This window comes from Brevundimonas sp. (assembly GCF_003248455.1).
Lineage (GTDB): Bacteria > Pseudomonadota > Alphaproteobacteria > Caulobacterales > Caulobacteraceae > Brevundimonas.
Genome location: NZ_QFNM01000013.1, coordinates 1 through 26,833, shown reverse-complemented (window position 1 = coordinate 26,833; position 26,833 = coordinate 1). Strand labels below are relative to the sequence as shown.

Below are 26,833 nucleotides of genomic sequence, written 5' to 3'. Positions count from 1 at the left end.
TTCTTGGCCGCATCAAAAATTCACGCGCCTGACATGGGGATCGGCATCGCTCGTTCGTCTTGTTTGATGAGGACTGTCGTGAAAGGCCCCGCCATGTTCCGTATCGCTCTTTCCCTGCTGGCGACCCTGATGCTCGCCGCGCCCGTACAGGCGCAAGCGTCCGCCGGAACGTCGCAGGCTCAAGGTCGGGATCAGGCCCGCACGCCCGCCTTCACCCTGGACACTCCCATCGAGCGGCTGGTCGCCGATCCGCGCGCCCGCGCCGTGCTAAACCGCGAACTGCCCGGCCTGACGACCCATGATCGCTACGACCAGTTCAAGGGCATGAGCCTGAAGGCCCTCAAACCCTTCTCCGGCGGCCTGATCACCGATGCGCGTCTCGAAGCCGTGCGGCGCGGCCTGGCCGAACTCTAAGGCAGCGGCGAACCGAGCATGGCCGACGGCTCCGCCTGTCCAGGATTCGCCCCCGTCGAACGCGTGCTGACTGGGGATGCGGCGTCACGCCGATTGACCGACAGGGCCGTCCGCCTGTTCCTGGACGCCCTGCCGCATCGCGTGAAGTTTCCTGAGGCGGCCAGGGCCCTGGGCGTCACGGCGCGCGACCTTGAGGCGGCCTTCGGTCGGCAGGCCCTGCATCCCCGCCATCATCTGCGCAAGGCGCGCTTGGCGCAGTTGCACGCCGATCTGCGCGCCGCGAGGCATCCCACGGTTGCTCAGGCCCTGATGCGCTGGGGGTTCCCCTCCGCCAGCGAGGATGCCTTACGGGATTACCTGACACGTTACAGATGTACACCTCAGGCCACTCTGGACGAGGCTCGGCGTGTGGTCTCGGGATTACCGGGCAGCCAAAAATCTTGACAAAATTCAATGACCATGGTAGGTAGAAAACATCCGCAGGGGCTGCGGACAATCCCTACAATAGGTCGTCATGGCGATGCGCGTCTGCGCGTCGGATTTCCCACATGGATCAGTTTCCTTCCCCCGTCCGCCTCGGCGCAGGACCGATCTGGCCGCGCCTGCATCTTGTTGGGCCGTTCCGCGCGGAATTGCGTCCCACGCCTTTCGCCGTTCGCCAGAATCCTCCGGATCGCCTCCTGGCGGGCTTGCTCACCGAAGGCGCGAGCCTGACCGGAACGGCCTATGTGGAATCCCCGCACACGGCTCTGGAGCGTCGACCGGTCAGGCTGAGCCGCACCGGCCGGCAGACGCTGATTATCCCTCATGCGTTCGCCTTCCGGCTGCCCGGCAGCGGCCTGGTGGAACAACTTGGCTTGTTCGACGAAGACGGCCGCCTGCTGTTCTTCGGAAACCTTAGAAGTCCTCGCCAGGCGGTCGAACGGCCTGAGACTTTCGATTTCCCGGAAGGCGCGGTTACACTCCTGCACGAGCGTGTGACGACGCATTAGGCAAGCTGATGGATGGCGGTCAGCATCCACGGGGAAGAGCAGGGATCCATTTCAGTGTACGATCGCGTCTGCTTCTGGCGCGCGGACGAACCACTCGGCAAATCGACCCTGCGGAACTCGCATTTGTTGAGACGATCGAAGGGCGTCTCGCGGGAAGGCGTTGAACCCTCGCCCGGATGGCTAAAGTTCTGGTTCTCGGATTGTCGCGAATAGCCGCTCTTGGCGCTAACCGATGGCGCCTTCCCGCCAGAACGGGCTTCAGGTCCAATTTTCTCTGTCGGAGTCCAACCTTATGTGTCGTCCGACAGAAAGTGGCGCACCCGGAGCGATTCGAACGCCCGACCCTCAGATTCGTAGTCTGATGCTCTATCCAGCTGAGCTACGGGTGCGGCTGCCTTGCGGCGAGGGCGGGTCTTTAGCGGGTGGATGGGTCGGACGCAAGCGGGGGAATGCAGTTTCTGAGGATCGGGAGGTTGGCGCGGAGCCGCGGACAGCTTAGGCGTTGAGGCGACGCCTCTGTTCGACCCATTCTTCCCGTTTCGGATATCCTCATGCGCCCTCTTCGCCGCCGGCTGGCCGCCCTGCTCGTTCCCGTCGTCCTGGCCGGATGCCAGACGGGGGCGCCGACGGGCGGGGCGCGGCCGGTCGCGACGATCGAGACAGGCGCGTTCGCCGATGCGGCGACGCGGACGGCGGCGCGGGGGCCGTTCGTGGCGGCGGCCAATCCGGTGGCGGTCGAGGCGGGGATGGCGGTGCTGCGGCGCGGGGGATCGGCGGTGGATGCGGCGGTGGCCATCCAGGCCGTGCTGGGTCTGGTGGAGCCGCAATCGTCGGGCCTGGGGGGCGGCGCCTTCATGATGGCCTATGACGCCGAAACGGGGGCGGCCACGGCCTATGACGGGCGCGAGACCGCACCGGCTTCTGCGACGCCCGAACTGTTCTACGAGGACGGCGAGCCCCTGCCTTTCATCGACGCGGTTCTGTCCGGGCGCTCGACCGGCGCGCCGGGGGCGGTGGCCATGCTGGCGATGGCGCAGAAGGATCACGGCAAGCTGGCCTGGCGCGACCTGTTCGGCGACGCCGAACGGCTGGCGCGCGACGGCTTCACGGTCAGCCCCCGTCTGTCCGCCATGATCAACGGGAACAGCCCCCAGGCCAGGACCCGATGGGCGAGCGCCTATTTCACCCGGCCGGACGGGCGGCGATACCAGGCCGGGGACACGCTGAAGAACCCCGCCTACGCCGAGACGGTGGCGCGGCTGGCGGCGGAGGGGCCGGGGGCGATCTATGGCGGGCCCATCGGGCGCGAGATCGCGGCGGCCGTGCGCGAGGGACCGCGGCCGGGCGGCCTGAGCGAGGCCGACATCGCCGCCTATCGCCCCTTGCGCCGGGACGCCCTGTGCCGACCCTATCAGGTCTATGTGGTCTGCGTGCCGCCGCCGCCGTCCAGCGGCCTGGCCCTGCTGCAGTTCCTGGGCATGGCCGAGAAGACGCCGGACCTGGACAAGGGCGCCCAGAGCCCCGAGGCCTGGGTGGCGTTCGGGCGGCTGCAGCGGCTGATGTATGCGGACCGCGACCGCTATGTCGGCGACAACGACTTCGTCGGCGTGCCGATCGCGGGGCTGCTGGACCCCGACTATATCGCCAGGCGCGCGGCCCTGGCACCCCAGGTGAACGGGCCTGTCCCAGCGGGCGCGCCCACGGGTTCGCCGCCGCGCGGCGTGGACCAAACCGCCGAGCCCGGCGGCACCACCCATTTCGTCGTCGTCGACGCCTGGGGCGACGCCGTCAGCATGACCACGACGGTCGAGAGCCTCTTCGGCAATGGGCGGATGGTCGGCGGCTTCTTCCTGAACAACCAGCTGACCGACTTCTCCTTCACCCCGCAGGAAGACGGCCATCCGGCGGCCAATGCGGTGGCGGCTGGCAAGCGCCCCCGGTCGTCGATGACGCCGGTGCTGATCCTCGACCGGGAGGGGAGACTGGTCGGGGCGGTCGGCTCGCCCGGCGGCTCGAGCATCCTGGCCTATGTGGCCAAGGCCCTGGTGGGGACGCTGGAGTGGAACCTGTCGATGCAGGAGGCCGTCGCCCTGCCCAATCTGGTCGTGCGGGGCGCCATGGTGGGCGCGGACACCGAGATGATCTCGCCGGCGATCCGGCAGGCCCTGGGCGCGGCGGGCATGCCGCTGCGGCCCAATGCGACCGAGACGTCGGGCCTGCACGGGGCGATCTGGCGCGACGGCCGCTGGGATGCGGGGGCCGATCCTCGCCGCGAGGGCGTGGCGGTCTCGGAGGTCCGCTAAGCTTCTAGCGGCCGGGGCGGATCGACAGCTGGAAGGCCAACAAACCCTCGCTGACGTCGGTGTCCACGCCGTTCATGCCGCGCAGCCCCTTGCCGGCGTCGATCTCGCGATAGACGACGCCGATGGAGGTCTGCATGGCGCCCTTGCGATAGGCCACGCCGACGGAGGCGTCGCCCAGGAAGCTGCCGCGATCCTGGGTGTAGCCGGAGCGGGCGTAGTCCCCGTCGCGGGTGCGGGCGAAGTTGTAGCCGACGGCCCGGCCCGAGCCGGCGGCGTACAGATACCATCGCGGGCGCTCGCCGAACCGTTCCGCGCCGTTGGGGGCCAGACGCTCCAGCCCCTCGCCGATCTTGAGCGTGACGCCCGCCTCGGCCGAGCGGCCCTCGCTGCCGACGCCGAGGCCGGCATGGGGCGTCAGGCTGACCTCCAGGCCCGAGGCGGTATGGCCGTGGGCGCCCCGGAAGCCGCGGACATAGCGCAGGTCGTAGGCGTCGGGCGACAGTTCGGCCCGGTCGGCCGGCGTGACCGGCAGGGGCGAGCCGTCGGCGCGGCGCAGGCGGCCGGCCGTCTCCAGCGTGACCCGGTCGGTGAAGGCGGCGTGGTCGATCCAGACGTCGCGGCGGGTGCTGGCCTCCAGGCCCGAGCGGTTCTGGGGCTGGAAGGCGGGGGGCAGTTCGATGTCGCCGCCGAAGCGGGCGTCCGGCGCGACCCGGAAATGGGTCCGATCAGCCAGACGGGCGGCGGCGTTGTCGGGCGGCGTGTCGAAGGCGTTGGGGGCCCAGGTCTGGGCGCGGGCGACATCGGCGCCGATCCCGGCCGAAGCCAGGACGCCGCAGGCCCCCATCATCATCGCCTTGGAACGCATTCGGTCTCCCCACCGATCCGCTGGCGAACACCCTGCAACCAAGAGACGCGGGAGTCCAACGGAGTTTTCGACACGGTTTTGTCGCTTTTCAACGGCGGGTCCGTGCGATGGGTTCCCGAACGAAAAAGGGCCCCGCGATCGCGGGGCCCTTTCGGAGGTCTCGACGCCAAGCCTATTGGCAGGCCAGGCACTCGTCATAGTCGGTCTTGGGCATGGAGAAGAGGTCGGGCTGATTGGGGTCGATCTCGGTCTCGGCCTTGTCCTCGGCGCCGGCGAAGGCGGCGCGCTGCACCGACTTGGAGCGCAGATAATACAGCGACTTCACGCCGCGCTCCCAGGCGGACCAGTGCAGCATGTGCAGGTCCCACTTGTTGACGTCGCCGGGAATGAACAGGTTCAGCGACTGGGCCTGGCAGATCTCCGGCGCGCGGTCGGCGGCCAGCTCCACCACCCAGCGCTGGTCCAGTTCGAAGGCGGTCTTGAACACGCCCTTCTCGTCTTCGTTCAGGGCGTCGATGTGCTGGACCGAGCCTTCATGCTCCAGGATCGAGTTCCAGACGGCTTCGGTGTTGACGCCCTTCTCGTCCAGCAGGCGCTCCAGATAGGGGTTCTTGACCGCGAACGAGCCCGACAGGGTCTTGTGGGTGTAGATGTTGGCCGGGATCGGCTCGATGCCCGCCGACGTGCCGCCGCAGATGATCGAGATGGAGGCGGTCGGGGCGATGGCCAGCTTGTGGCTGAACCGCTCCATGACGCCGCGCTCCTCGGCGTCCAGGCAGGGGCCCTTCTCCTCGGCCAGCAGGCGGCTGGCCTTGTCGGCCTCGCGGCGCAGGTGCTTGAAAAGCCGCATGTTCCACGACTTGGCCATGGCGCTTTCGAAGGCCACGCCCTGAGACTGCAGGAAGGAATGGAAGCCCATCAAACCGAGGCCGACCGAACGCTCGCGCTTGGCCGAATAGACCGCGGCGGCCATGGCCGGCGGGGCGCGGCGGATGAAGTCCTCCAGGACGTTGTCCAGGAAGCGCATAAGGTCCTCGACGAAGCGGGGCTCCTCGCGCCACTCTAGGAAGGTCTCGGCGTTGACCGACGACAGGCAGCAGACGGCGGTCCGGTCCACGCCCAGGTGGTCGCGGCCGGTGTGCAGCATGATCTCGGCGCACAGGTTCGACTGTTTGACCTTCAGGCCCAGGGCGCGCTGGTGCGGCGCCAGCTGGCGGTTCACCGTGTCGGAGAAGATCATATAGGGCTCGCCGGTCTGCATGCGGATGTCGAGCAGCTTGGTCCACAGCGAGCGGGCGTCGACGGTCTTCATGACCGCGCCGTCCTTGGGCGACTTCAGATCGAAGGTTCCGCCGACCTTGACCGCCTCCATGAACTCATCGGTGATGTTGACGCCGTGGTGCAGGTTCAGGGACTTTCGGTTGAAGTCGCCCGACGGTTTGCGGATTTCGAGGAACTCCTCGATCTCCGGGTGGTGGATGTCCAGATAGACGGCGGCCGAGCCACGACGCAGCGAGCCTTGCGAAATCGCCAGGGTCAGGCTGTCCATCACGCGGATGAAGGGGATGATGCCCGAGGTCTTGCCCGCGCCCTTGACCTTTTCGCCGATGGAGCGGACGCCGCCCCAATAGGTGCCGATGCCGCCGCCGTTCGAGGCCAGGGCCACGTTCTCGTTCCAGACGTTCTGGATGCCGTCCAGGCTGTCGCCCACCGCGTTCAGGAAACACGAGATCGGCAGGCCGCGATCGGCGCCGCCGTTCGACAGGACGGGCGTGGCGGGCATGAACCACAGTCGGCTCATATAGTCGTACAGGCGCTGGGCGTGTTCGGCGTCGTCCGAGAAGGCGGTCGAGACGCGGGCGAACATGTCCTGATAGCTTTCGCCCGGCAGCAGATAGCGGTCTTCCAGGGTCTTCTTGCCGAAGTCGGTCAGCAGATCGTCACGCGAGCGGTCCACCTGGACCGATCTGACCACGGTCAGATGGGGGCGCTCGGGCGTCGGCGTCGCCGCAACGCCTTGGAATTCCGTCGTCTTCAATGCCTCGCCGCCAGCCATGGTCATCTGCGTCCTGAACAAAAAATCGCCTGAGCCGTCGCGCCTGAACCACATCATCTAGTGGGCTTCGCGCTCGCCGTGCCCACATATAGGGCGCACATGCCTAATAACCCGTCAACGGGCTTGACGCAGGCTTTGTGGGCGAATCGGTCGGACAACTGGTCCGCGACTGGGGAAAAGCCCCACAGCAAGCCATCGCGTCCCGCAGCGACGACCGGACCGCCGGCGATCACGACCGCGTGATCGGAACATAGCGCCAGCTTTACCGTTCGCCTGCCTATGACCCTCTCCGATTTTCGCGCCTTTTCGATGCGTGTCCTGACTGTCGCCCGCACCGAGATCGCGGCCCTGACCGCCCTGCTGGTCGTCACGGGCGGGGTGCTGAGCTTCATCGAGATCGCCGACGACATGACCGAGGCGGACGGTCAGGCCTTCGACCGAAGCGTCCTGGCCTTGATGCGGCCCTATGCCGACGATCCCGGCCGGCCCTGGGGACCGTGGTGGCTGAAGGAGGCGGCGTCCGACATCACTTCGCTCGGCGGCATATCGGTTCTGGGCCTGTTCGCCCTCATCGTGATCGTCTTTCTGCTGAGCCAGAGGAAGTGGTTGTCGTCGCTGCTTCTGGTCCTTGGGCTGGCGGGGGGCGTGATGCTGAGCGAGGGGCTGAAGGCGGTTTTCGAGCGTGAACGCCCGCCGGCCGCCATGCAGGCGGTGGAGACGATCAACGCCAGCTTCCCATCGGGCCACGCCCTGCTGTCCACCGTCTTCTATCTGTCGATCGCGGTCATGCTGACCCGCGCCTTTCCGCGACGCCGGCTCAAGGCCTTCGTGCTGGGGGTCGGCATGCTGATGGCCGTGCTGGTCGGGCTCACGCGGGTCTATCTGGGGGCGCACTGGGCCTCGGACGTCCTGGCCGGATGGGCGGTGGGTGCGGCCTGGGCCATGGCGCTGTGGCTCGTCGCCTATGTGGTCGAGCGACTGCAGAAGCGCCGCCACGCCCCGTTGCAGGACGAACAGTCCCTGGAAACGGCCGACGCCGATCCGACCAAAGTCTAGGCCCCCTGTCGCGCGCGACAGGGGATAGTGAACCCTGGACGCCTCCGCAGCATCAGGAGAGAGGCCCAGACGGAGATACGCCATGGACGCCGCCGCCCTCTACGCCGAACGGCTGAAAACGCCCGACCAGGCCGCCGCCCTCATCGCTTCGGGCGCCAAGGCGGCCATGGGCCTGGGCGTGTCCCAGCCCCCGGCCCTGCTCAAGGCCCTGGCCCAACGGGCCGAGCGCGGCGAGGTGGAGAACGTCAACCTCTACTATCTGCTCAGCACCGCCATCGCCGGCCAGACCGTGCTGCGCGACGAACTGATGGGCCGCATCCGGCCGTGGAGCCTGTTCCATTCAGCCATCGAACGCGGCCTGGAGCAGCGCGCCCGCGAGGCCGGACGGCCCAATCCGGTCCAGTTCATCCCGACCGGCTTCCAGCAGTCGCCGCGTCTATTGTGCGACGAGGTCGGGGTGGACACGCTGATCTGCACCGTGTCGCCGATGGACGAGGACGGCTTCTTCTCCTTCGGCACCAACACCGACTACGCCAAGCCGGTGTCCGAGACGGCCCGCACGGTGATCGTGGAGGTCAATCCGCATATGCCGCGCGTGTTCGGCGACTGCACCGTCCATGTGTCCCGGGTCGCCGCCGTCGTCGAGCATTCGACCCCGCTTCTGGTCGTGCCCAAGGCCCAGCCGCAGCCGGCGGACCTGGCCATCGGCCAGATCATCGCCGGCCTGATCGACGACGGCGCGACGCTGCAGATGGGCATCGGCGCCCTGCCCAACGCCGTCTGCGACGCCCTGAAAGGCCATCGCGGCCTGGGCGTCCATACCGAAATGCTGACGCCCGGCGTGGTCGAACTGATGCAGGCGGGCGCGGCCGATCATTCCCGAAAGACCCTGCACCCCGGCGTCGGCGTCTTCGCCTTTTCGATGGGCGACCAGAACACCTACGACTTCCTGGACGGCAACCGCGGCATGGAGGCCCATCCGGTCTCCTATGTGAACGATCCGGCGGTGATCGCGCGCAACGCCAAGATGGTCTCGGTCAACGCCACGCTTCAGATCGACCTGTCCGGCGCCTGTTGTTCGGAGTTCCTGAACGGGCGCCAGTTCACGGCCGCCGGGGGACAGCTGGATTTCGTGCGCGGGGCCTATGGCTCGGACGGCGGCAAGTCGATCATCGCCTGCCATTCGACGGCCGCCAAGGGAACGGCGTCGCGCATCGTGACGCGCCTGGACGGGCCGGTCACGACGCCGCGCAACGACACCCATATCGTCGTCACCGAACACGGCTGGACCGATCTGAAGGGCAGGTCGACCAGCGAGCGGGCGCGCGCCCTGATCGCCCTGGCGGCGCCCCCGTTCCGCGACGCCCTGACCGCCGAGGCGCGAGAGCAGGGCCTGATCTGAGGTCTCGCCGTCCCGGGTTCCACGCCGCGTCGGTCCATGGCTAAGGTGTCGACATGAGCGAACCTCTCTTGTCCATCGACCGCGTCGGCGTCGCCCGCGGCGGCCGCGTTCTGCTGGACGGGGTCAGCCTGGTCATTCCCGAGGGCCGCCACACCGCCATCCTGGGCCGCAACGGCTCGGGCAAGTCCACCCTGGTCAAGCTGATCACCCGCCAGATCTATCCGACCGCGAGCCCGGCGGGCGAACGGGGCGAGACGCGCATCTTCGGCCGCACCCACTGGGATGTGTTCGAACTGCGCGGTCTGCTGGGGGTGGTCTCGCCCGCCGTCCAGTCGGACTTCGCCGGCGAAGCGGGGCTGGAGGTCTTCGACGCCGTGGTCTCGGGCTTCTTCGCGGCGCGCGGCCTATGGAACCACAGGGTGACGGAGCCGATGCGCGACGCCGCCCGCGAGGCGCTGGACCGGATGGGGGTCGCGCACCTGATCGGGCGCGACATGGCCAGCCTGTCGACGGGCGAAGCGCGGCGCGTGCTCATCGCCCGCGCCCTGGCCCACCGGCCTCGCGCCCTGCTGCTGGACGAGCCCTGCGGCGGATTGGACCCCGCGACGCGCCGGCTGTTTCTCGAAACCCTGCGCGAGGTGGCGCGGTCGGGCGTCACCCTGGTGCTCGTGACCCATCACATCGAGGAGATCCTGCCCGAGATATCGCATCTGGTCCTGCTGCGGGACGGCCGAGTGCTGGCCGACGGCGCCAAGGCGGACCTGCTGACCGGCCCGGTGCTGAGCGACCTGTTCGGCCTGCTCGCCACGGTCGAGCGACGCGGAGACTGGACCTGGGCGCATCTGGACTGAGCGCCCAGGCCGTCGTCGTCTTCCTCACGCGCGTGTCGAGAGGGAAGGAGAGCGGCCCTAGCTGTTGCGCGCGTCGCGCTTGGCCAGAACGCGCAGGCGGAGCGCGTTCAGCTTGATGAAGCCGGCCGCGTCCTTGTGGTCATAGGCCTGGACGCCTTCCTCGAACGTGACCAAATCCTGGTCGTAAAGGCTGTAGGGGCTCTCGCGGCCGATGACCGAGACATTGCCCTTGTACAGCTTGACCTTGACCGTGCCGGAGACGTTTTCCTGGCTCTTGTCGATGGCGGCCTGGAGCATTTCGCGCTCGGGCGAAAACCAGAAGCCGTTGTAGATCAGCTCGGCGTATTTCGGCATCAGCTGGTCCTTCAGGTGCATGGAGCCGCCGTCCAGGGTGATGCTTTCGATGCCGCGGTGGGCGGCGATCAGGATGGTCCCGCCGGGGGTCTCGTAGACGCCGCGCGACTTCATGCCGACGAAGCGGTTCTCGACCAGATCCAGGCGCCCGACGCCGTTGTCGTGGCCGTACTGGTTCAGGGCGGTCAGGATCGTCGCCGGGCTCATGGCCTCGCCGTTGATCGAGACGGCGTCGCCCTTCTCGAAGCCGATCTCGATGACGGTCGCCACGTCCGGCGCATCTTCGGGGCTGATCGTGCGCTGGTGGACGAACTCGGGCGCCTCGACCGCCGGGTCCTCCAGCACCTTGCCTTCGGACGAGGAGTGCAGAAGGTTGGCGTCGACCGAGAAGGGCGCCTCGCCGCGCTTGTCCTTGGCGATCGGAATCTGGTTCTTCTCGGCGAAGTCCAGCAGGGCCTCGCGGCTGCGGAATTCCCACTCGCGCCAGGGGGCGATGACGCGGATGTCGGGCTCCAGGGCGTAATAGCCCAGCTCGAACCGGACCTGGTCGTTGCCCTTGCCGGTCGCGCCGTGACAGACGGCGTCGGCGCCGACCTGGCGGGCGATCTCGATCTGGCGCTTGGAGATCAGCGGGCGGGCGATGGAGGTGCCCAAGAGATAGTCCCCCTCGTACTGCGCATTGGCGCGGAACATCGGGAAGACGAAGTCGCGCACGAACTCCTCGCGCAGGTCGTCGATGAAGATGTTCTCGGGCTTGATGCCCAGCTTCAGCGCCTTCTCGCGCGCCGGGCCAAGCTCTTCGCCCTGGCCCAGGTCGGCGGTGAAGGTCACGACCTCGGCGTTGTATTCGGTCTGCAGCCACTTCAGGATGATCGAGGTGTCCAGGCCGCCGGAATAGGCGAGGACGACTTTCTTCACGGGCTTGTCGGCGGGGGCGGACATGGCGGCTCTTTCGGTAAAAACTCGGGCAGTCGGGATCGGGAAGTTGACGCGCGCATAAGACCGGGGGTCCGGCGATGCAACCTTTTCCGGGCGTCAGGACGCGGACATGAACCTTTGGTCATGTTTCATTCCGCCGCGTTGCCCGAGCGCCGACCGGCGTTATGGTGCGATCCACCTGTAATCCGAGGATCACATATGCGCCGCACCGGCTCTCTCGTCGCCGCCGCCGCCCTTCTGGCGGTCTCCACACCTGTCTGGGCCTCCGTCGAGGCCGCGCCCGCCGCACAGAGCGCCGCCCTGGCCTCAGCGCCCGCGACCCAGGCTGCGCCGGTCGCCGATCTGGTCGCCGCCGTCGACATTCCCTACACCAAGTTCACGCTGGACAACGGCCTGACCGTGCTGGTCCACGAAGACCGCAAGGCGCCGGTCGTCGCCGTGTCCGTCTGGTACAACGTCGGCTCCAAGGACGAACCGGCGGGCAAGACCGGCTTCGCCCACCTGTTCGAACACCTGATGTTCGGCGGTTCGGAAAACGCGCCCGGCAGCTATTTCACGCCGATGCGAAACATGGGCGCGACCGACATGAACGGGACCACCTGGTTCGACCGCACCAACTATTTCGAGACGGTCCCGACCCCGGCGCTGGAACAGGCGCTGTTCATGGAAAGCGACCGCATGGGCTATATGCTGGGCGCAATCAGCCAGGAGACGCTGGACCTGCAGCGCGGCGTCGTCCAGAACGAGAAGCGCCAGGGCGACAACCAGCCCTATGGCCTGAACCAGTACAAGCAGCTGGAGGCCCTGTTCCCCGAAGGCCACCCCTATCGCCACTCCACCATCGGTTCGATGGCCGATCTGGACGCCGCCTCGATGCAGACGGTGCGCGACTGGTTCACCTCCAATTACGGCCCCAACAACGCCGTGCTGGTGCTGGCCGGCGACATCACGCCCGCCAAGGCGCGTGAGCTGACCCAGAAATATTTCGGCCCGATCGCCAGGGGGCCGGTGAACAATCCCGCGCAGGCCCCGGTCCCGACCCTGGCCGCCCCGCTCAGCGAGACCACGCACGACCGCGTCTCCAACGCCCAGGTCGAGATCAGCTGGGCGGTGCCCGGCATGCTGGACGCCGATTCCGTGCCCCTGAGCGTCGCCGCCTCCGTGCTGGGCGGCCTGGCCTCGTCGCGGCTGGACAACGAACTGGTGCGCGGCGAACAGACCGCCGTCTCGGTCAGCGCCTCCAACGGCGCCTATCATCGTGTCGGCATCTTCGAGATGAGCGCCATGGTCAAGCCGGGCGAAGACCCGGCCGCCGTGGAGGCGCGGATGCGTGAAATCCTGAACGGCCTGATCGCGGACGGCCCGACCCAGGACGAGATCAACCGCGTCGTCACCCAATACGCCTCGCGTCGCATCCAGGGGCTGGAGCAGGTCGGCGGCTTCGGCGGCAAGGCCACGGCGCTGGCCGAAGGCCAGCTCTATGCCGGCGATCCCGAATTCTACAAGAAACAGCTGGCCGCCTACGCCGCCGTCACCCCGGCCCAGGTCCAGGCGGCGATGCAGAAGTGGCTGACGCGCCCGGCCTATACGCTGACCACCCTGCCCGGGCAGCGCGAGGCCTATCAGGAGGCGGCCGACGCGCCGTCCGGCGCCAATCACACGCCGGCCCCTGAAATCCAGCGCAAGCCGCGCATGCCCAGGCCCGAGATCGGCCAGGTCGCCAACGTCGATTTCCCGGCCGTCGAACGCGCCCGGCTGGCGAACGGCATGGAGGTGATCTACGCCCATCGCGACGCCACGCCGACCACGAAGATCGCCATCGACTTCGACGCCGGCCTGGCCGCCGACGACCGGTCGAAACTGGGTCTGCAGACCCTGATGCTGGACCTGATGGACGAGGGCACCGGCGGCCTGAACGCCACCCAGCTGGCGGAGGCGCAAGAGGCCCTGGGCGCCAGCATCACCACCGGCGCGACCATGGACAGTTCGGTGATCCAGTTGTCGGCCCTCACGCCGAACCTGCAGCCGTCCGTGGCCTTGCTGGCCGACGTCGTGCGCAATCCGACCTTCGCGCCGGCGGAGCTGGAACGCCTGCGCGCCACGCGTCTGTCGCGCATCGCCGCCGAGCGCACCCAGCCGGCGGCCCTGGCCAGCCGCGCCCTGCCCGAGCTGATCTATGGGCCGGACAGCCCTTATGGCCGCCCGTTCAGCGGCGCCGGCGACGAGGCCAGCGTCAAGGCAATCACCGACGCCGACATCCGCGCCGACTACGCCAAGTGGATCCGCCCGGACAACGCCAAGATCTTCATCGTCTCGGACAGGCCCCTGTCGGAAGTGACGCCGATCCTGGACGCCGCCTTCGGCCAGTGGGTACCGCCCGCATCGGCCAAGCCGGTCAAGGACTTCTCGGCGCCCATCCCGGCGACGACGCGCAAGATCGTCCTGATCGACCGCCCGCAATCGCCCCAGTCCTACATCATGGGAGGCGAGGTCCTGGGCGTCACCGGCAAGGACGACCTTCTGGTGCTGAACGCGGCCAACAACGTGCTGGGCAACGACTTCCTGTCGCGCATCAACACCGATCTGCGCGAGACGAAGAGCTGGTCCTACGGCGTCAACGCCTCGGTCAATCCGTTCGCCGGACGCGTGCCCTATCTGGTGACCGCCCCGGTCCAGGCCGACAAGACCGGCCCGGCCATCGAGGCGCTGAACCAGCAATTCGCGGACTTTCTGTCGGGCGGAAAGGGCGTGACGGACGAGGAACTGCAACGCACCATCAACGGCAACACCCGCCGTCTGGCCGGCAGCTACGAAACCTCGGCCGCCGTCCTGGGGACCATGCGCACCAACGACCTGCTGGGCCGCCCGGACGACTATCCCGAGACCGTCGCGGCGCGCACCAATGCACTGACGGCCGCCCAGTTGGACGCCGCCGCAAAGGCCGCCATCGATCCGTCCAGGTTCGTCTGGGTCGTGGTCGGCGACGCCTCGGTGGTCAAGCCGCAGCTGGACGCCCTGGGCATTCCGGTCGAGGTCCGCTCCGCGGAGCCGGCCGCCCGGTAGGGCGAAGGCGGTCTGGAACGACGAAGGCCCGGAGAACGATCTCCGGGCCTTTTCGTTCGCGTGCTTTTCCTTCGTGATCCTCGGGCGATCCCCGCGACGGAGGGGGAGGGGGAGACCGGAGGATGACGAAAAGGACTTAATCCAGCGTCGCGCCGGTGGTGCGCATGATCTCGGCGCGCAGTTCGGGCAGGCCCAGGCCCTTTTCCGACGAGGTCAGGGCCACCACCGGAAAGGCGGCGGGGCGTTTGGAAATGGCCTTCAGCGTGGCCGCCTGAACCCGTTCGCCCTCGCCTGTCTTCAGCTTGTCGGCCTTGGTCAGGACGATCTGATAGCTGACGGCGGCCAGATCGAGGGCGTCCAGCGCCTCCGCATCCACCGACTTCAGGCCATGGCGGCTGTCGATCAGCAGATAGACCCGCTTCAGCGTCACCCGCCCGCGCAGATAGTCTCGGCCCAGGTCCTGGAACTTCTTGACCGTGGTCTTGGACGCCTTGGCCCAGCCGTAGCCGGGCAGATCGACCAGGCGCAGCCGGCCGTCCAGGTCGAAGAAATTCACCTCGCGCGTCCGGCCTGGCTCGTTGGAGGCGCGCGCCAGCTTGTGCATGCCCACCAGCCCGTTGATCAGGCTGGACTTGCCGACGTTGGACCGGCCAGCGAAGGCGATCTCGGGCAGGTCGGGATCGGGCAACTGCTCGATCTTGGCCGCGCCCATGACGAAGGTCGCGGACCGCGCGAACAGGATGCGCGCGGCCTCGATCTCCTGGGGCGTGAACGCGGTCTCTTCGATCACGCCGGCGACTTCTTGAAGCGCGCCAGGAAGTCGTCGATCGGATTCTCGGCCTTGTAACGGTGCATGATGACGTACTGCTGCAGAATGGTCAGGACGTTGGACCAGGCCCAGTAGATCAGCAGGCCCGCCGCGAACGGCGCCATGATGAAGGTGAAGATCAGCGGCATGAACTGGAAGATCTGGCGCTGGATCGGATCCGTCGCCGGCGGGTTCATCGCCGTCTGCAGCCACATGGTCAGGCCGTAGGCGATGGCCAACAGGCCCAGGTGCAGCGGGCCGGCCAGAAGGCCGCCGATCAGCGGCGCGGCCGCCGGATCCCACGGGATCAGGCCGAACAGGTTCCAGATCGACGACGGATCGCGCGCCGACAGGTCGTGGATGAAGCCCAGGAACGGCTGATGGCGCATTTCGATGGTGACGGTCAGCACCTTGTACAGGGCGTAGAAGACCGGGATCTGCAGTACCAGAGGAAGACAGCCGGCGACCGGATTGATCTTCTCGCGCTGATACAGGGCCATGGTCTCCTGCTGCTGCTTTTGCGGATCGTCTTTGAACTTCTTCTTGATCTCCTCCATCTTGGGCTGGAGGTTCCGCATCTTGGACATCGAGGCGTAGGCGTTGTTGGCCAGCGGGAACATGACCAGCTTGACGATGACGGTCAGAGCCAGGATGGCCACGCCGAAGCTGCCGACCAGGCCGTAGACGTTCTCCAGGATCCAGAAGATCGGTCGCGTCAGGAACCAGAACATGCCCCAGTCGATCGCATAGACGAAGCGCGGCAGGTTCAGGCTCTGCTCGTAGGATTTCAGCACCTCGGCGCGCTTGACCCCGGCGAACAGGCGCTGGGTCTCGGTCGCGGTCGCGCCGGGCTGGATGGTGCGGGTCGTGCCTAGGACATTGGCTTCCAGCTGCTGGGCGGCGCCCTCGCCGCGCACGCGGAATTCGGTCTCGACCGCCTCGTTCTGCTGGGGCAGCAGGGCCGCCAGCCAGTATTTGTCGGTGATGCCCAGCCAGCCGCCCGTCGAGGCGTTCTCGATGCGCGGCTCCTTCAGCCAGTCCTTGTACTTCTTCTGCTCGGTCCGGTAGTCGCCCGGCTTGCCGAAGGTGCCGATCGCGCCCTCGTGGACGATGTGCGAGGAGCCGGCCGAGGGGGGCACGCCCTGGCGCTGGACGCTGCCGTAGGGGGCGATGGTGATGGGCTGGGTTCCCAGGTTCTGGACCGTGTCCTGGACCGAGAAGACATATCTGTCGTCCACCGACATGACGCGGGTGAAGCGAAGCCCCTGGCCGTTGTCCCAGGTCAGGGTGATCGGCGTGGCCGGCGTCAGGGTCGAGCCGCTGGTCAGGCGCCACAGGGTGTTGGGGCCGGGCACGCCGCCGGCCACGTTCGGCCCGGTCCAGCCGAACTGGGCGAAATAGGCGTTCTGCATCCCCTGCGGGCGGAACAGCTCCACCGGCTGGGGCTTGTCCTGGACCTCGCGATAGTCGGTCAGGAAAAGGTCGTCGATCCGCCCGCCCTGCAGCGACAGCGAACCTTTCAGCGTGCCGGACTGGATCGGCACCCGCGCGGCGCTGCTCAGCGCCTGGCTGCGGTCGGTAACGAAGGTCGGCCCTTGGGGGCTCAGCGCCGTGCGGGCGGCGTTCTCGGCCGTCTGCGACTGTTCGGCGTGGGCCTTCTGCTGAACGGCCCGGCGCTCGGCCTGGGGACGCAGGACGGCGAAATAATAGATTCCCATGATCAGGGCCGAGCACACGATGAAGATGATCGTGTTGCGCGTGTTCTCGTTTTTCATGGATTCTGGCGGTCCTGGCCGGATGGGGCGCGGGCGGGCGGAGGCCGGTCGGCCCCCCGATCGTGTCTCGGTGTCGCCAGCCTTGTAAGGGTGGATTTCACGTCGTCAAGCAGACGGTCCCACGCGCGCTCGGTCGTGCCCATGCGGGCGATGAAGACATAGTCGCTGCCGGGCATGCCGTGTCGGGGCAGCATGGCCCGCGCCGCCTCGCGCAGACGGCGTTTGGCGCGGTTGCGCTGAACCGCGCCGCCGATCTTTTTCGTCGCGGTGAAACCCAGGCCGATGTGCGACGAACCGTCGCCGCGATCCAGCCGCTGGATCACCACGGCCCCGCGCGCCTCGGAAACGCCTTTGGCGGCCGCCAGGAACTGGGGCCGCCGCAACAGACGCTTGATCTGTAAAGGGTCGCTCATGCGTCCAGAGACCGGGACGCGATAAGCCGCTTACGCCGTCAGACGCTTGCGGCCCTTGGCGCGACGGCGCGCAACGATCTTCTGGCCGTTCTTGGTGGCCATCCGGCTGCGGAAGCCGTGACGGCGCTTGCGCACGAGTCGCGACGGCTGATAGGTCCGCTTCACGGTCGGCTCCTGACGTTAAAAGGTTGGGCGACGGGGCAAGAGGCGTCCGCCGCAGGAAGGGCGGGCGTATAAGTCGCAAGACCGCGCGAGTCAACGCTCGGTCGGCATTTCGGGAATGACGAGCCTATGGCGAAACGAACGGCGAGGGAATGGGGCCTGCGGCTGGCGCCGCTCGCGGCCGTCGCCGGTCTGGTGGTCGCCTTCTTCGCCCTGGGCTGGAACCGCTATCTGTCGATGGACCTGATCCGCGAGCACGGGCTGAACCTTCAGGCCTATGCGCAGGACCACTGGTGGACCGCCCTGGGCGCCTTCGTCGCCGTCTACGCCCTGGCCACCGCCTCGACCATTCCGGGGCCTGTCTTCCTGACCCTGCTGGGCGGGATGATGTTCGGGCCCCATGTCGGCGCCCTGGCCCAGTCGACCGGGGCCACTCTCGGCTCGGTCGTCATCTATTACGTCTATCGGACCTCGATCGGAACCTGGCTGCGCGCCAAGTTCGAGGCGGACGCCGGCGTCATGGACCGGCTGGCCAAGGGGATCGACCGCAACGCCTTCACCACCCTGTTCACCCTGCGCGTGATCCCCAGCGTCCCCTTCGTCCTGGTCAACGCCACGGCGGGGATGATGGCGGTGCCGCTCAGGCCCTATGTGGTCGCCACCTTTATCGGCCTGTTGCCGTCCACCTTCATCTATACCTGGATCGGTTCGCGGCTGGGCGACCTGCTGAAGGCGGGGGTGCGGCCGGACCTGCCGCTGCTGCTTCATCAGTTCTTCTGGCCCCTGATGGGGGTGGTCTTCCTGTCGCTGCTGCTGCCTGTCGGCATCAAGCTGTTTCAGATGATCCGCGCCCGGCGGATCGCGGGCAGGCCGGCGTGAGCGCCCTGTTCGACCAGGTCGCGGCGCGACTGAAGCTGACGCCGGAACAGGCGGCGGCGTGGCGCGAACGGCTGACTCCGCGCGCGCCCGACGGCCTGTCGGCGCGACTGCTGCTGCTGACCGCCGCCTTCACCCTGGCGGTCGAAGCCCTGATCATGGGGCCGAACCTGGCGGCCTTCCACGAACGCTGGCTGCGCGACCGGCTGCAGGCCGCCGAACTGGCCTCGGTCGGGGTCGAGGCCCTGCCCTATAGCGCGGTGGAGGACGATACGGCCGCCGAACTGATGCGGATCGGCGGGGTCCAGGCCGTGGCCCTGACCGAACAGGGGGTGCGGCGGCTGCTGCTCCAGGCGCCCAATCTGCCGCGCGCGCCCGAGCTGATCGACCTGAGACGCCAGGACAGCTGGGCGCGGCTGACCGACCCCTGGCGCACCCTGTTCGGCCACCCCGACCGCTCGCTGCGGGTCCAGGCCAAGCCGCGCTATCGCTCGGGCGACTTCATCGAGATCGTCACCCCGGCCCAGCCGCTGAAGATCGAATTGCGGGCCTTTCTGCTGAACAGCCTTATGGTGTCGCTGCTGATATCCGTGACGGCCGGCGCGCTTCTGTACGGCGGCCTGGCGCTTCTGGTGCTGCGGCCGCTTCGGCGCGTGACGCGCTCGATGGAGCGGTTCGCCGCCGACCCCGAGAGCGAGGCCGAGACGCCGTCGGATCGCCACGACGAGATCGGTCGGGTCGAGCGCGAACTCAGCCGGATGCAGGAGGAGGTGCGCCATTCCCTGCGCTCGCGCGCGCGCCTGGTGGCGCTGGGCGAGGCGGTGGCCAAGATCAACCACGATCTGCGCAACATGCTGACCTCGGCCCAGATGGCGTCGGACCGGTTGGCCTCCTCGGCCGACCCCCAGGTGGCCAAGGCCCTGCCGCGGCTGGAGCGCGCGCTGAGCCGCGCCGCCAGCCTGTCGCGCAACGTGCTGGAATACGGCAAGAGCGAGGAGCCGGCGCCGCAGAAGACCCGGGTCGTCCTGACCAAGGCCCTGACCCTGGCGGCCGAGGACGCCGGGCTGGACCCCGAGGGCGTGCGCCTGGTCAAGCAGTTGCCCGCCCGGTTCGCGGTCGAGGCCGACCCGGACCAGCTTTACCGCATCCTGGTCAATCTGATGCGCAACGCCCGCCAGGCGATCGAGGCCGATCCCGGCCGTCCGCCGGAACGGCGCGGCCGGGGCGCCGTCACCGTCAGCGCCTTCGGCGAGGACGGCTTCTGCGTGATCAGGATCGCCGACGACGGACCCGGCATTCCGTCCCGCCTGGCCGAGCGGCTGTTCGAACCCTTCGTCAGTTCCAAAAGCTCGGACGGCACGGGCCTGGGCCTGACCATCTCGCGCGAACTGGCCGCCCTGCACGGCGGGGATTTGCGGCTGGTCGAGACGGACGGGTCCGGGGCGACGTTCGAACTGCGCCTGCCGGCCTGAGGCCGGGGAAGGCGCCTATTCCAGCCCGTCGTCGGACACGACGAAGGCGCGGTTCTCGGCCTTGGCCTGGGCGGCCAGTTCGTCCTGCACCAGGTGCCAGCGCCGCAGCCGTTCATAGTCGATGGCGTGTTCGGGCGAAGCGTCCAGCCAATGGCGGAAGTCCTCGATCTGCAGGCGGGCGTCGGCGGCCGATTCATCCGGCAAGGCCGGGACATTGGGCAGCTGGCGCGCCACTTCGGCGGGAATGGGGAAGTCGCCGGACGAGGTGCTGAGGATCATGCGTCGTCTCTGAATCGAGGGTCGGGAAGGCTCTTGGCGGACCATGCCGCGAAGCTGGGCCGCGCGCCACCTTTTCATGGCTTCGGCGTTGTCCAGAAGGTCCGATATGGCCAAGCTGCGCATGACCGGCCGCTGCAAGGAGAAGTCCGATGATCTTACGTCCCGCCCTCTTCGTCCTGGCCCTGGGGACGGCGGGCGCGTCGGCCCTCGCCCAGACGACGCCACAAACGACGCCCCAGACGACGCCCCGCGGCGCGGCGCCGACCGTGCTCGACCAGACCCGGCCGTATGCGGGGCCCGACGCCTATCGCGACCAGCGCGCCCTGCCCGACCCGGCGGATCGCGACGCCCTGCTGAGGGCGCGCGGCGAGGCCTATCGCCGCGCCGGAGACGACAAGCAGACCGAGGAGGAACTTCGCGCCACCCGCGCCCTGAACGACGAGATCGCGGCCCGGAACGCCCTTGCGGACAAGGCCGACGCCGACGCCCGCCTGGGCTATGACGCGGCCCTGGCCCGCCACCAGATCGCGGTGCGTCAGACCGAGGAACAGGCCCGCGCCGCCGCCGAGGCGACCCGCCGCCCAGGATCGGTACGATCGCGACTACGCGGCCTGGCGCGAACAGGTGCGTCTGTGCCAGTCGGGCGTCCGCTCGGCCTGCGGGACGCCGGTCGGCCCGGCGCGCTAGGCGGCGAGCGAGCGTCTGCGCCGGGTCAGCCCGCGACCAGGCTCATGTCGCGACGGGCCATCATCCGGTCGAACTCGGTCCAGACGCCGTCGGCGCCGTGCCAGTTCCCTTGCGTGGCGGCCTTGGAATATTCGGTGGCGCGCGCCTCGAAGAAGTTGGCGTGTTCGACGCCCGACAGCAGCGACTGCAGCCAGGGCAGCGGGTTTTCCGTCACCCCATAGACTTCCGGCAGCTTCAGCTGGCGCAGGCGCCAGTCGGCGATGAAGCGGATGTACTGTTTGATGTCCTCGGGCGTCATGCCCTCCACCGAACCCATCTCGAAGGCCAGGTCGATGAACTTGTCCTCCATGTTCACCACCGTCTTGCACTTGTTGAAGGCGTGGTAGAGCTTGATGATGCCTTCGCAGTGCAGGCTCTCGTCGCGCACCGACCAGGACACGATCTGGCCCATGCCCTTCATCTTGTTCATGCGCGGGAAGTTCATCAGCATGGCGAAGCTGGCGAACAGCTGAACCCCTTCCGAGAAGCCGCCGAACATGGCCAGGGTCCGGCAGATGTCGGCGTCGCTGTCGACCCCGAACTGGCCCATGTAGTCGTGCTTGTCCCGCATGGCCTCGTATTCCATGAAGGCGCCGAACTCGCTTTCGGGCATGCCGATGGTTTCGAGCAACAGGGCGTAGGCCGCGATATGGATGGTCTCCATATTGCCGAAGGCGGCCAGCATCATCTTCACCTCGGTCGGTTTGAACACCCGGCCGTAGCGCTCCATGTAGTTGTCCTGAACCTCGATGTCCGCCTGGGTGAAGAAACGGAAGATCTGGGTCAGCAGGTTGCGTTCGCCGTCGTTCAGGGTCGAGGCCCAATCCTTGACATCCTCGCCCAGCGGCACCTCTTCGGGCATCCAGTGGACCTGCTGCTGCTTCTTCCACATGTCGAAGGCCCACGGATACCGGAACGGCTTGTAGGCGAGAGACGGGGTCAGAAGACCGGCGCGTTCGGGATGGATGATCGGGGTGCTGGCGCTCATCGAACTGGACCTGAAAGCGATTCCGAAGACGCATTCACCATGCGACTCCGAACCGGCGGCGCCAAGCCGAAATCGCTCTATCTTGCGGTCAAAATTGTCCTACCCGCTACATCTAGTGGATTTGCCGAGAGAATCCTGGGGAGGAGGCTGGGGACCGATTTATCCGGTCCCGCCGGGCGGCCTGGGTCTCTGTCGGGACCGCCCTCGCGCGGCGAACACCGCCTCGAAGGCGGACGACCGCATCGCCTCGTCGAGAGACGGCCCCTGTCGTGCGACGGCCATGAAATGAAGGCCTGACGATCCCGTGTTCGACGGCTTAGGCGCCTCCCCGGAACCGGCGCGGACCGGGCTCGTTTCCCAGCCCTCGCCAGGGAGGGTGCAGCCGATGTCAGACGTGATCGCCGAACCGACGTTCGAACCCCCGGCCGACGCCCTGGCCTTCTACGAGGAAAGCCTGCGCCTGCTGAAGGAAAGCGGCATTCCCTTCCTCCTGTCCGGCACATACGCCGTCACGGCCTACACCGGCATCCGGCGTCCGACCAAGGACCTGGACGTCTTCTGCAAGCCCGGCGACTATCCCCGCATCCTGGCCTTCTTCCAGAAGCACGGCTACCGCACCGACGTCGAGGACGAACGCTGGATCGCCAAGGTCTGGAAGGACGAGAAACACTTCTTCGACGTCATCTTCGCCATGTCGAACGGCACCATCGCGGTGTCCGACAGCTGGTTCGGCGAGGATCGGATCACCGTCTATGGCCACCAGGTGCAGATCACCCCGCCGACGGCCCTGATCCTGTCCAAGGTCTTCATCCAGGACCGCTATCGCTATGACGGGGCGGACGTGAACCACGTCATCCTGAAACAGTCCGACGCCATCGACTGGAAAAGCCTGCTGGACCAGATGGACCTCTACTGGGAGGTTCTGGCGGCGCATCTGCTGAATTTCCGCTTCGCCTATCCGACCGAACGCGACCGCGTGCCGCGCTGGCTGATGGAGGAGTTGGTGGCGCGCCTGACGGCCCAGATCGACCTGCCCGCGCCGCGCGTGAAGGTGTGTCGCGGCCGACTGTTCAGCCCGCGCGATTATGTCGCCGACGTCGCCGAATGGGGCTTTGGCGACGTAGTCGGCAAGGGGCTGGAGGAGCGCCACGATCCCGTCAACCTGGGTCGCTGAGGAGGCCGCCGCATGACAGACGCAACCGTGGCCGCCCAGACGCCCCAGCCGGGCCTCGAGCCGGGTCCGGCCAGGAAGATGCGCGTCGCCGCCGTCGGCGACCTGCATGTCGGCGAAACCAGCGAGCGCCCATATCGCGATCTGTTCGAACGGGTGTCGGACGACGCCGACGTCCTGTGTCTGTGCGGCGACCTGACCAACTACGGCAAGACGCCGGAGGTGGAGCGGCTGCTGGAGGATCTGAAACTCTGCAAAATTCCGATGGTCGGCGTCCTGGGCAATCACGAACACGAGTGCGGCCAGCCCGAGGAGGTCGAGCGGATGCTGACCGACGCCGGGGTCAGGATGCTGAACGGCGAGGCCTATGAGATCGACGGCGTGGGCTTCGCCGGAGGCAAGGGGTTCGTCGGCGGTTTCGGCCGCTATATGCTGTCGTCCTTCGGCGAAGCCTCGATCAAGCGGTTCGTGCAGGAGGCGGTCGAGGACGCCAATCTGATCGAGAACTCCATACGCAAGCTTCGCACCGAACGCTCGGTCGTCCTGCTCCACTATGCGCCGGTGGTCGAGACCGTGACCGGCGAGCCGCCCGAGATCCACGCCTTCCTGGGGTCGTCGCGCCTGGCCGAGACCATCGACCGCTACGACAACGTCAGCCTGGTGGTGCACGGCCACGCCCATCGCGGCGGGCCGGAGGGGCGGACCAACCGGGGGGTTCCCGTCTATAATGTCGCCCTGCCGGTGCTGAAGACCCTGGGCGACAGACCCTATCGGGTCTTTGACATCTGAAGCTTATGGGCCAGGATGGGTGATCGCGGACCGGGCGAGGGTCCGCCCATCGGCCGCGTGCGGCCTGTCCCGGAGCGTTTCCATGCGTATTCTGTCCTCCATCGCCGTCGTCGCGATCCTGGCCCTGAGCGGCCCGGCCCTGGCCCAGACCCAGCCCCAGGCCCAGCCCCAAGCCGCCCCCGACGCCCCGCAGCAGGCCGCGCCTCCCGCCGCCGACGAAGACAGCGACGCCGAAGCGGCCTTCGAAGCCAAGGGCGAAGCCTTCGGCAAGAGCATGGAGACCATGGCCTCGGAAATGCAGGCCGCCGCCGCCCAGGGCGACAAGGCCAAGGCCAAGACCGACCTGGACGCCCTGCAGGCGCGCTATCAGATCGAGACCGACGTCTTCGCCGCCGAAATGCAGACCTTTGCAGCGGCCCAGGGGGCGCCCGCCGACCAGATGGCGGCCGCGGCGACCCAGATCAAATCCATACCGGCCATGGTGCGCGCTCAGGTCGAACAGGCCGCCGCGGCGCCTGCGCCCGCCCCGGCCCAGCCGCAGTAGGTCGCGCCTTACCGCGATTTCACTTGAGGCGGGGCGACGGAGGGCGGAGGCTGCGCGGGTCGTTCCCAGGGAGCCGTCCCATGATCCGCCTTCTCGGCCTCAGCGCCGCCCTGATCCTCGCCCCGCTGTCCGTCCATGCGGCGACGGCCCAGGAGGACGCCGCGCCCCATGACGCTGCGCCCCGCGCGGCCGAAGCGCGGCTGGAATCCGCCGCCAGCGCCTTCGAGGCGCGGATGGAGACCTTCGGCAAACGCGCCGAGGCCATTTCCGAGGACCAAAGCCTGAGCGAGGCCGAGCGCGGCGCCCGGATCGCCGCCCTGTGGTCCGAATACGCCCCCGACGTGGCCGCTTTTACGGCCGAAACGACCCAGCACGCCGCCGAAATGGCGGCCGAGGCGCTGAAGGAGATCGACGTCGACGCCCTGGTCGCCGAAGCCCTGAACGACCCCGAGGTCAAACAGGCGATGGAGGAGGGAGCGCAGCACGGCGTCGCGGCCGCGACCGGCATCGTCCGCAACAGCGCCTGGACCAACCCCGACCCCGATCAAATGGTCACATATGGGCTGATCGCCCAATATGCGCTGGACCAGGCCGCCGACACCGTCACGGCGGAAGCGGTCGAGCCGCCCGCGCCGCCTGCCCCGCCGCCCCCGCCCGAAGCCCCCCGGCGCCCCGGCGCCTGATTTCGTCGCGGGTCATCGACCAAGCTTGACCGTCAGGCTTGACCGCGCGGGGCGGACCGGCGACATCGCGCCGCATGTCCGTCCTGCCCGTCGATCCGCACCTGTATTCGACCTTCCTCGGGGTCATGGCGGTGATGGCGGTCACGCCGGGTCCGGCCAATCTCTTCGCCGTGGCGACGGGGGTCGAAAAGGGCCGCGCCTCGGCCCTGGTCGGGGTGATCGGCATGAATGCGGCGACCCTGGTGTGGTTCGGCGCGGCGGCCCTGGGCCTGGGCGCCCTGGTCAAGGCCTTTCCCGCCGCCTTCAAGGTGATCGCCGTCCTGGGCGCCCTCTATGTCGCCTGGCTGGGGGTCAAGGCCTTGCGCGGCGCCTTCGCCAGCGCCGCCCAGCCCGACCATGTCGAGGTCCGCCGGGGCCGCAGCGCCCTGATCGACGGCTTCACGGTTCAGATCGCCAATCCCAAGGCCATATTGTTCTTCACCGCCGTCCTGCCGCCTTTCGTGGACGTAAACAGGCCCGTCGCGCCGCAGATGGCTCTGTTCGCCGTCGCGGCCATCGGCATGGACATGATGTCGATGAGCGCCTACGCCCTGTCCGGCGCCGCCCTGTCGCGACGAATGCAGCAGCCCCGCTTTCGCAAGGGATTCGGCGTCTTTGTCGGCGTGCTGCTGATGACGGCGGCGGTGCTGATCGTCGCACGGCTCTAGACCTGGCCAAGCTTCGCCCTAGATTGGTCGGGAACGCCGCCGTTCATGCTCCGTTCAGCCGTCAGCGCGCCCGAATGGGCGATCAAGGAGTTTTGATGTCATGAAGTCCCTACCCATGAAGACCCTGGCGATGACGGTGGCCGCGGGGCTGGCCCTCGCCGCCTGCGCCACCGCCACGCCGTACCAGCCGGCCGGTCTGAACGGCCAGCGCGGCGGCTATGCCGAGCAGCGGCTGGAGACCAACCGCTACCGCGTCAGCTTCTCCGGAAATTCCGTGACCTCGCGAGAGCAGGTCGAGATGGGCCTGTTGCTGCGCTCGGCGGAACTGACGGTCGAAAGCGGCTATGACTGGTTCGCCACCGTCAACCGCGCCACGGACCGCGACACCCGTTACGTCGGCACGCCCGATCCCTTCTATTCGCGCTACAACAGCTTCTACGGCCCCTATTGGGGGCCATCGTGGCGCTACTATCGCGGCGGCTTCTGGAGCCCATGGGACCGCTGGGGCGCCAACGACTTCGACGTGCGCCAGATCGACCGTTTCGAGGCCAACGCCGAGATCGTCCTGGGCCGCGGACCCAAGCCCGCCAACGACCCCAACGCCTTCGACGCCCGCGAAGTGATTCAGAACCTGGGTCCGCAGGTCACGCGCCCGGCCTCGTGATCCGAACCTCGGCCCTTCGTCTCGCGACGGAGGGCCGATGGACCGCCCTCAGCCGACGCGCGGCGATTTCAGCCGGCGCTTGTTGGAGTGGGTGGCCGGCGCGGCGCCCAGGTTTTCCGGCACCTCGCCCTTGAAGTAATAGCGTTGCCACGCCTCCTTGGCCGCGTCGGGATCTCCGCCGGCCAGACGCTGATTGAAATCGGTGCGCGCGCGGTTCCAGGCCTCGAACTGGCCCTTCATTACCGGGTTGGACTCCAGGGAGCGGATGATCGGCTGGAACTGCTCCACCTTCTTGTGCTCGATCAGATTGACGAAGCAGAAGGGTTCGCCCTTCTCGAAGGTGATCCGCCCCGGCCGGGTGAAGATCCAGTTCATCGTGAAGGGGAAGGGCAGCCAGTCGGTCTCGATCAGGCCGACCAGCGGCTGGATGCCGTCCTTCACATGGTTGGGCGACCCCGAACACATCATCCCCCAGCCCGGC

General features: G+C 67.8%; 26 protein-coding genes and 1 tRNA gene. 16 read left to right on the top strand and 11 right to left on the bottom strand.

From position 1 onward, the window contains the following. The first annotated feature begins 93 nt into the window (after positions 1-93). From DI624_RS06580 to DI624_RS06570, 3 genes are all read left to right on the top strand, one after another. Positions 94-414 carry a hypothetical protein gene (locus tag DI624_RS06580; protein ID WP_291536859.1) on the top strand — a complete coding sequence of 107 codons (321 nt, stop codon included), beginning with the start codon at positions 94-96 and terminating at the stop codon, positions 412-414. Positions 415-432: 18 nt separating this feature from the next. Next, positions 433-858, top strand: coding sequence for a hypothetical protein (locus DI624_RS06575; protein WP_291536857.1), 426 nt, complete (start codon positions 433-435; stop codon positions 856-858). Positions 859-962: 104 nt separating this feature from the next. Then, on the top strand, positions 963-1,406 hold the full coding sequence (locus DI624_RS06570) for a hypothetical protein (protein ID WP_291536855.1): 444 nt from the start codon (positions 963-965) through the stop codon (positions 1,404-1,406). 312 nt (positions 1,407-1,718) lie between these two features. On the opposite strand, the gene DI624_RS06565 is transcribed toward DI624_RS06570, so the two are convergent. After that, positions 1,719-1,795 (bottom strand) — tRNA-Arg (locus tag DI624_RS06565). Positions 1,796-1,957: 162 nt separating this feature from the next. Here DI624_RS06565 and DI624_RS06560 point away from each other — a divergent pair. Beyond that, entirely contained in the window at positions 1,958-3,709 is a 1,752-nt protein-coding gene (locus tag DI624_RS06560) for a gamma-glutamyltransferase family protein (protein ID WP_291536853.1), read from the top strand. 4 nt (positions 3,710-3,713) lie between these two features. Here the strand turns inward: DI624_RS06560 and DI624_RS06555 are convergent, their stop codons facing one another. Next, positions 3,714-4,574, bottom strand: coding sequence for a lipid A-modifier LpxR family protein (locus DI624_RS06555; protein WP_291536851.1), 861 nt, complete (start codon positions 4,572-4,574; stop codon positions 3,714-3,716). Between the two features lie 172 nt (positions 4,575-4,746). After that, positions 4,747-6,636 (bottom strand): ribonucleoside-diphosphate reductase subunit alpha, encoded by a 1,890-nt coding sequence (locus DI624_RS06550; protein ID WP_291536850.1) that lies wholly within the window; start codon positions 6,634-6,636, stop codon positions 4,747-4,749. Positions 6,637-6,939: 303 nt separating this feature from the next. On the opposite strand from DI624_RS06550, the gene DI624_RS06545 reads away from it, so the two are divergent. The 3 genes from DI624_RS06545 (at position 6,940) to DI624_RS06535 (ending at position 9,939) form a co-directional block, all read left to right on the top strand. Continuing rightward, entirely contained in the window at positions 6,940-7,686 is a 747-nt protein-coding gene (locus DI624_RS06545) for a phosphatase PAP2 family protein (protein WP_291536849.1), read from the top strand. 82 nt (positions 7,687-7,768) lie between these two features. After that, a complete protein-coding gene (locus tag DI624_RS06540; protein WP_291536847.1) occupies positions 7,769-9,088 on the top strand; it encodes an acetyl-CoA hydrolase/transferase C-terminal domain-containing protein in 1,320 nt (439 codons plus the stop codon). Positions 9,089-9,141: 53 nt separating this feature from the next. Further along, positions 9,142-9,939 (top strand): ABC transporter ATP-binding protein, encoded by a 798-nt coding sequence (locus DI624_RS06535; RefSeq protein WP_291536845.1) that lies wholly within the window; start codon positions 9,142-9,144, stop codon positions 9,937-9,939. A gap of 57 nt (positions 9,940-9,996) precedes the next feature. On the opposite strand, the gene DI624_RS06530 is transcribed toward DI624_RS06535, so the two are convergent. Continuing rightward, positions 9,997-11,235 (bottom strand): argininosuccinate synthase, encoded by a 1,239-nt coding sequence (locus DI624_RS06530; protein ID WP_291536843.1) that lies wholly within the window; start codon positions 11,233-11,235, stop codon positions 9,997-9,999. A gap of 195 nt (positions 11,236-11,430) precedes the next feature. Between DI624_RS06530 and DI624_RS06525 the strand changes: the two genes are divergently transcribed. Further along, the gene (locus DI624_RS06525) at positions 11,431-14,295 is read left to right on the top strand and encodes a pitrilysin family protein (protein ID WP_291536842.1); all 2,865 of its coding nucleotides are present in this window, start codon (positions 11,431-11,433) and stop codon (positions 14,293-14,295) included. A gap of 136 nt (positions 14,296-14,431) precedes the next feature. Here DI624_RS06525 and yihA read toward each other — a convergent pair whose 3' ends face one another. From yihA to rpmH, 4 genes are read right to left on the bottom strand one after another with little or no spacing between them, the layout of a single operon-like run. Further along, positions 14,432-15,085: a ribosome biogenesis GTP-binding protein YihA/YsxC gene (gene yihA / locus DI624_RS06520; protein WP_291536840.1), complete on the bottom strand. Its 654-nt coding sequence runs from the start codon at positions 15,083-15,085 to the stop codon at positions 14,432-14,434. Beyond that, positions 15,082-16,878 (bottom strand): membrane protein insertase YidC, encoded by a 1,797-nt coding sequence (yidC, locus tag DI624_RS06515; protein ID WP_291536839.1) that lies wholly within the window; start codon positions 16,876-16,878, stop codon positions 15,082-15,084. Before yidC ends, yihA begins: the two co-directional genes overlap by 4 nt. Further along, positions 16,875-17,291, bottom strand: a complete 417-nt coding sequence (rnpA, locus tag DI624_RS06510; RefSeq protein WP_291536838.1) for a ribonuclease P protein component — start codon at positions 17,289-17,291, stop codon at positions 16,875-16,877. Before rnpA ends, yidC begins: the two co-directional genes overlap by 4 nt. A gap of 30 nt (positions 17,292-17,321) precedes the next feature. Beyond that, complete coding sequence (gene rpmH, locus DI624_RS06505; RefSeq protein WP_003164000.1) at positions 17,322-17,456, bottom strand: 50S ribosomal protein L34; 135 nt, start codon at positions 17,454-17,456, stop codon at positions 17,322-17,324. Positions 17,457-17,582: 126 nt separating this feature from the next. Between rpmH and DI624_RS06500 the strand changes: the two genes are divergently transcribed. Beyond that, entirely contained in the window at positions 17,583-18,332 is a 750-nt protein-coding gene (locus tag DI624_RS06500; protein WP_291536810.1) for a TVP38/TMEM64 family protein, read from the top strand. Then, positions 18,329-19,801, top strand: a complete 1,473-nt coding sequence (locus DI624_RS06495; protein ID WP_291536809.1) for a HAMP domain-containing sensor histidine kinase — start codon at positions 18,329-18,331, stop codon at positions 19,799-19,801. The genes DI624_RS06500 and DI624_RS06495 overlap by 4 nt, the downstream gene beginning before the upstream one ends. Positions 19,802-19,816: 15 nt before the next feature. On the opposite strand, the gene DI624_RS06490 is transcribed toward DI624_RS06495, so the two are convergent. Then, positions 19,817-20,080 (bottom strand): hypothetical protein, encoded by a 264-nt coding sequence (locus DI624_RS06490; protein ID WP_291536808.1) that lies wholly within the window; start codon positions 20,078-20,080, stop codon positions 19,817-19,819. A 712-nt stretch (positions 20,081-20,792) separates the two neighbouring features. Next, positions 20,793-21,794: a ribonucleotide-diphosphate reductase subunit beta gene (locus tag DI624_RS06485; RefSeq protein WP_291536807.1), complete on the bottom strand. Its 1,002-nt coding sequence runs from the start codon at positions 21,792-21,794 to the stop codon at positions 20,793-20,795. Between the two features lie 385 nt (positions 21,795-22,179). On the opposite strand from DI624_RS06485, the gene DI624_RS06480 reads away from it, so the two are divergent. The 6 genes from DI624_RS06480 (at position 22,180) to DI624_RS06455 (ending at position 26,352) form a co-directional block, all read left to right on the top strand. Continuing rightward, a complete protein-coding gene (locus DI624_RS06480) occupies positions 22,180-22,968 on the top strand; it encodes a hypothetical protein (protein WP_291536805.1) in 789 nt (262 codons plus the stop codon). Positions 22,969-22,980: 12 nt separating this feature from the next. Next, positions 22,981-23,754 (top strand): metallophosphoesterase, encoded by a 774-nt coding sequence (locus DI624_RS06475; protein ID WP_291536804.1) that lies wholly within the window; start codon positions 22,981-22,983, stop codon positions 23,752-23,754. Between the two features lie 82 nt (positions 23,755-23,836). Beyond that, positions 23,837-24,298: a hypothetical protein gene (locus DI624_RS06470; protein WP_291536803.1), complete on the top strand. Its 462-nt coding sequence runs from the start codon at positions 23,837-23,839 to the stop codon at positions 24,296-24,298. Positions 24,299-24,378: 80 nt separating this feature from the next. Then, entirely contained in the window at positions 24,379-24,981 is a 603-nt protein-coding gene (locus DI624_RS06465; RefSeq protein ID WP_291536801.1) for a hypothetical protein, read from the top strand. Between the two features lie 74 nt (positions 24,982-25,055). After that, positions 25,056-25,688, top strand: coding sequence for a LysE family translocator (locus tag DI624_RS06460; RefSeq protein WP_291536800.1), 633 nt, complete (start codon positions 25,056-25,058; stop codon positions 25,686-25,688). A 100-nt stretch (positions 25,689-25,788) separates the two neighbouring features. Further along, a complete protein-coding gene (locus DI624_RS06455; RefSeq protein ID WP_291536799.1) occupies positions 25,789-26,352 on the top strand; it encodes a hypothetical protein in 564 nt (187 codons plus the stop codon). Between the two features lie 48 nt (positions 26,353-26,400). Here the strand turns inward: DI624_RS06455 and DI624_RS06450 are convergent. After that, positions 26,401-26,833 (bottom strand): DUF6065 family protein (locus DI624_RS06450; RefSeq protein WP_291536798.1); only part of this gene is annotated, 433 nt, incomplete at its 5' end.

What these genes read in the sequence shown, in the direction of transcription:
- DI624_RS06500 (WP_291536810.1), top strand. Translation starts at nt 17,583, where the DNA reads ATGGCGAAACGAACGGCGAGGGAATGGGGCCTGCGGCTGGCGCCGCTC.
- DI624_RS06540 (WP_291536847.1), top strand. Translation starts at nt 7,769, where the DNA reads ATGGACGCCGCCGCCCTCTACGCCGAACGGCTGAAAACGCCCGACCAG.
- DI624_RS06470 (WP_291536803.1), top strand. Translation starts at nt 23,837, where the DNA reads ATGCGTATTCTGTCCTCCATCGCCGTCGTCGCGATCCTGGCCCTGAGC.
- DI624_RS06530 (WP_291536843.1), bottom strand. Translation starts at nt 11,235, where the DNA reads ATGTCCGCCCCCGCCGACAAGCCCGTGAAGAAAGTCGTCCTCGCCTAT.
- DI624_RS06560 (WP_291536853.1), top strand. Translation starts at nt 1,958, where the DNA reads ATGCGCCCTCTTCGCCGCCGGCTGGCCGCCCTGCTCGTTCCCGTCGTC.
- DI624_RS06525 (WP_291536842.1), top strand. Translation starts at nt 11,431, where the DNA reads ATGCGCCGCACCGGCTCTCTCGTCGCCGCCGCCGCCCTTCTGGCGGTC.
- DI624_RS06545 (WP_291536849.1), top strand. Translation starts at nt 6,940, where the DNA reads ATGCGTGTCCTGACTGTCGCCCGCACCGAGATCGCGGCCCTGACCGCC.
- DI624_RS06490 (WP_291536808.1), bottom strand. Translation starts at nt 20,080, where the DNA reads ATGATCCTCAGCACCTCGTCCGGCGACTTCCCCATTCCCGCCGAAGTG.
- DI624_RS06535 (WP_291536845.1), top strand. Translation starts at nt 9,142, where the DNA reads ATGAGCGAACCTCTCTTGTCCATCGACCGCGTCGGCGTCGCCCGCGGC.
- rnpA (WP_291536838.1), bottom strand. Translation starts at nt 17,291, where the DNA reads ATGAGCGACCCTTTACAGATCAAGCGTCTGTTGCGGCGGCCCCAGTTC.
- DI624_RS06550 (WP_291536850.1), bottom strand. Translation starts at nt 6,636, where the DNA reads ATGACCATGGCTGGCGGCGAGGCATTGAAGACGACGGAATTCCAAGGC.
- DI624_RS06575 (WP_291536857.1), top strand. Translation starts at nt 433, where the DNA reads ATGGCCGACGGCTCCGCCTGTCCAGGATTCGCCCCCGTCGAACGCGTG.
- DI624_RS06455 (WP_291536799.1), top strand. Translation starts at nt 25,789, where the DNA reads ATGAAGTCCCTACCCATGAAGACCCTGGCGATGACGGTGGCCGCGGGG.
- DI624_RS06555 (WP_291536851.1), bottom strand. Translation starts at nt 4,574, where the DNA reads ATGCGTTCCAAGGCGATGATGATGGGGGCCTGCGGCGTCCTGGCTTCG.
- DI624_RS06480 (WP_291536805.1), top strand. Translation starts at nt 22,180, where the DNA reads ATGTCAGACGTGATCGCCGAACCGACGTTCGAACCCCCGGCCGACGCC.
- DI624_RS06580 (WP_291536859.1), top strand. Translation starts at nt 94, where the DNA reads ATGTTCCGTATCGCTCTTTCCCTGCTGGCGACCCTGATGCTCGCCGCG.
- DI624_RS06465 (WP_291536801.1), top strand. Translation starts at nt 24,379, where the DNA reads ATGATCCGCCTTCTCGGCCTCAGCGCCGCCCTGATCCTCGCCCCGCTG.
- DI624_RS06485 (WP_291536807.1), bottom strand. Translation starts at nt 21,794, where the DNA reads ATGAGCGCCAGCACCCCGATCATCCATCCCGAACGCGCCGGTCTTCTG.
- DI624_RS06475 (WP_291536804.1), top strand. Translation starts at nt 22,981, where the DNA reads ATGACAGACGCAACCGTGGCCGCCCAGACGCCCCAGCCGGGCCTCGAG.
- DI624_RS06570 (WP_291536855.1), top strand. Translation starts at nt 963, where the DNA reads ATGGATCAGTTTCCTTCCCCCGTCCGCCTCGGCGCAGGACCGATCTGG.
- yidC (WP_291536839.1), bottom strand. Translation starts at nt 16,878, where the DNA reads ATGAAAAACGAGAACACGCGCAACACGATCATCTTCATCGTGTGCTCG.
- DI624_RS06460 (WP_291536800.1), top strand. Translation starts at nt 25,056, where the DNA reads ATGTCCGTCCTGCCCGTCGATCCGCACCTGTATTCGACCTTCCTCGGG.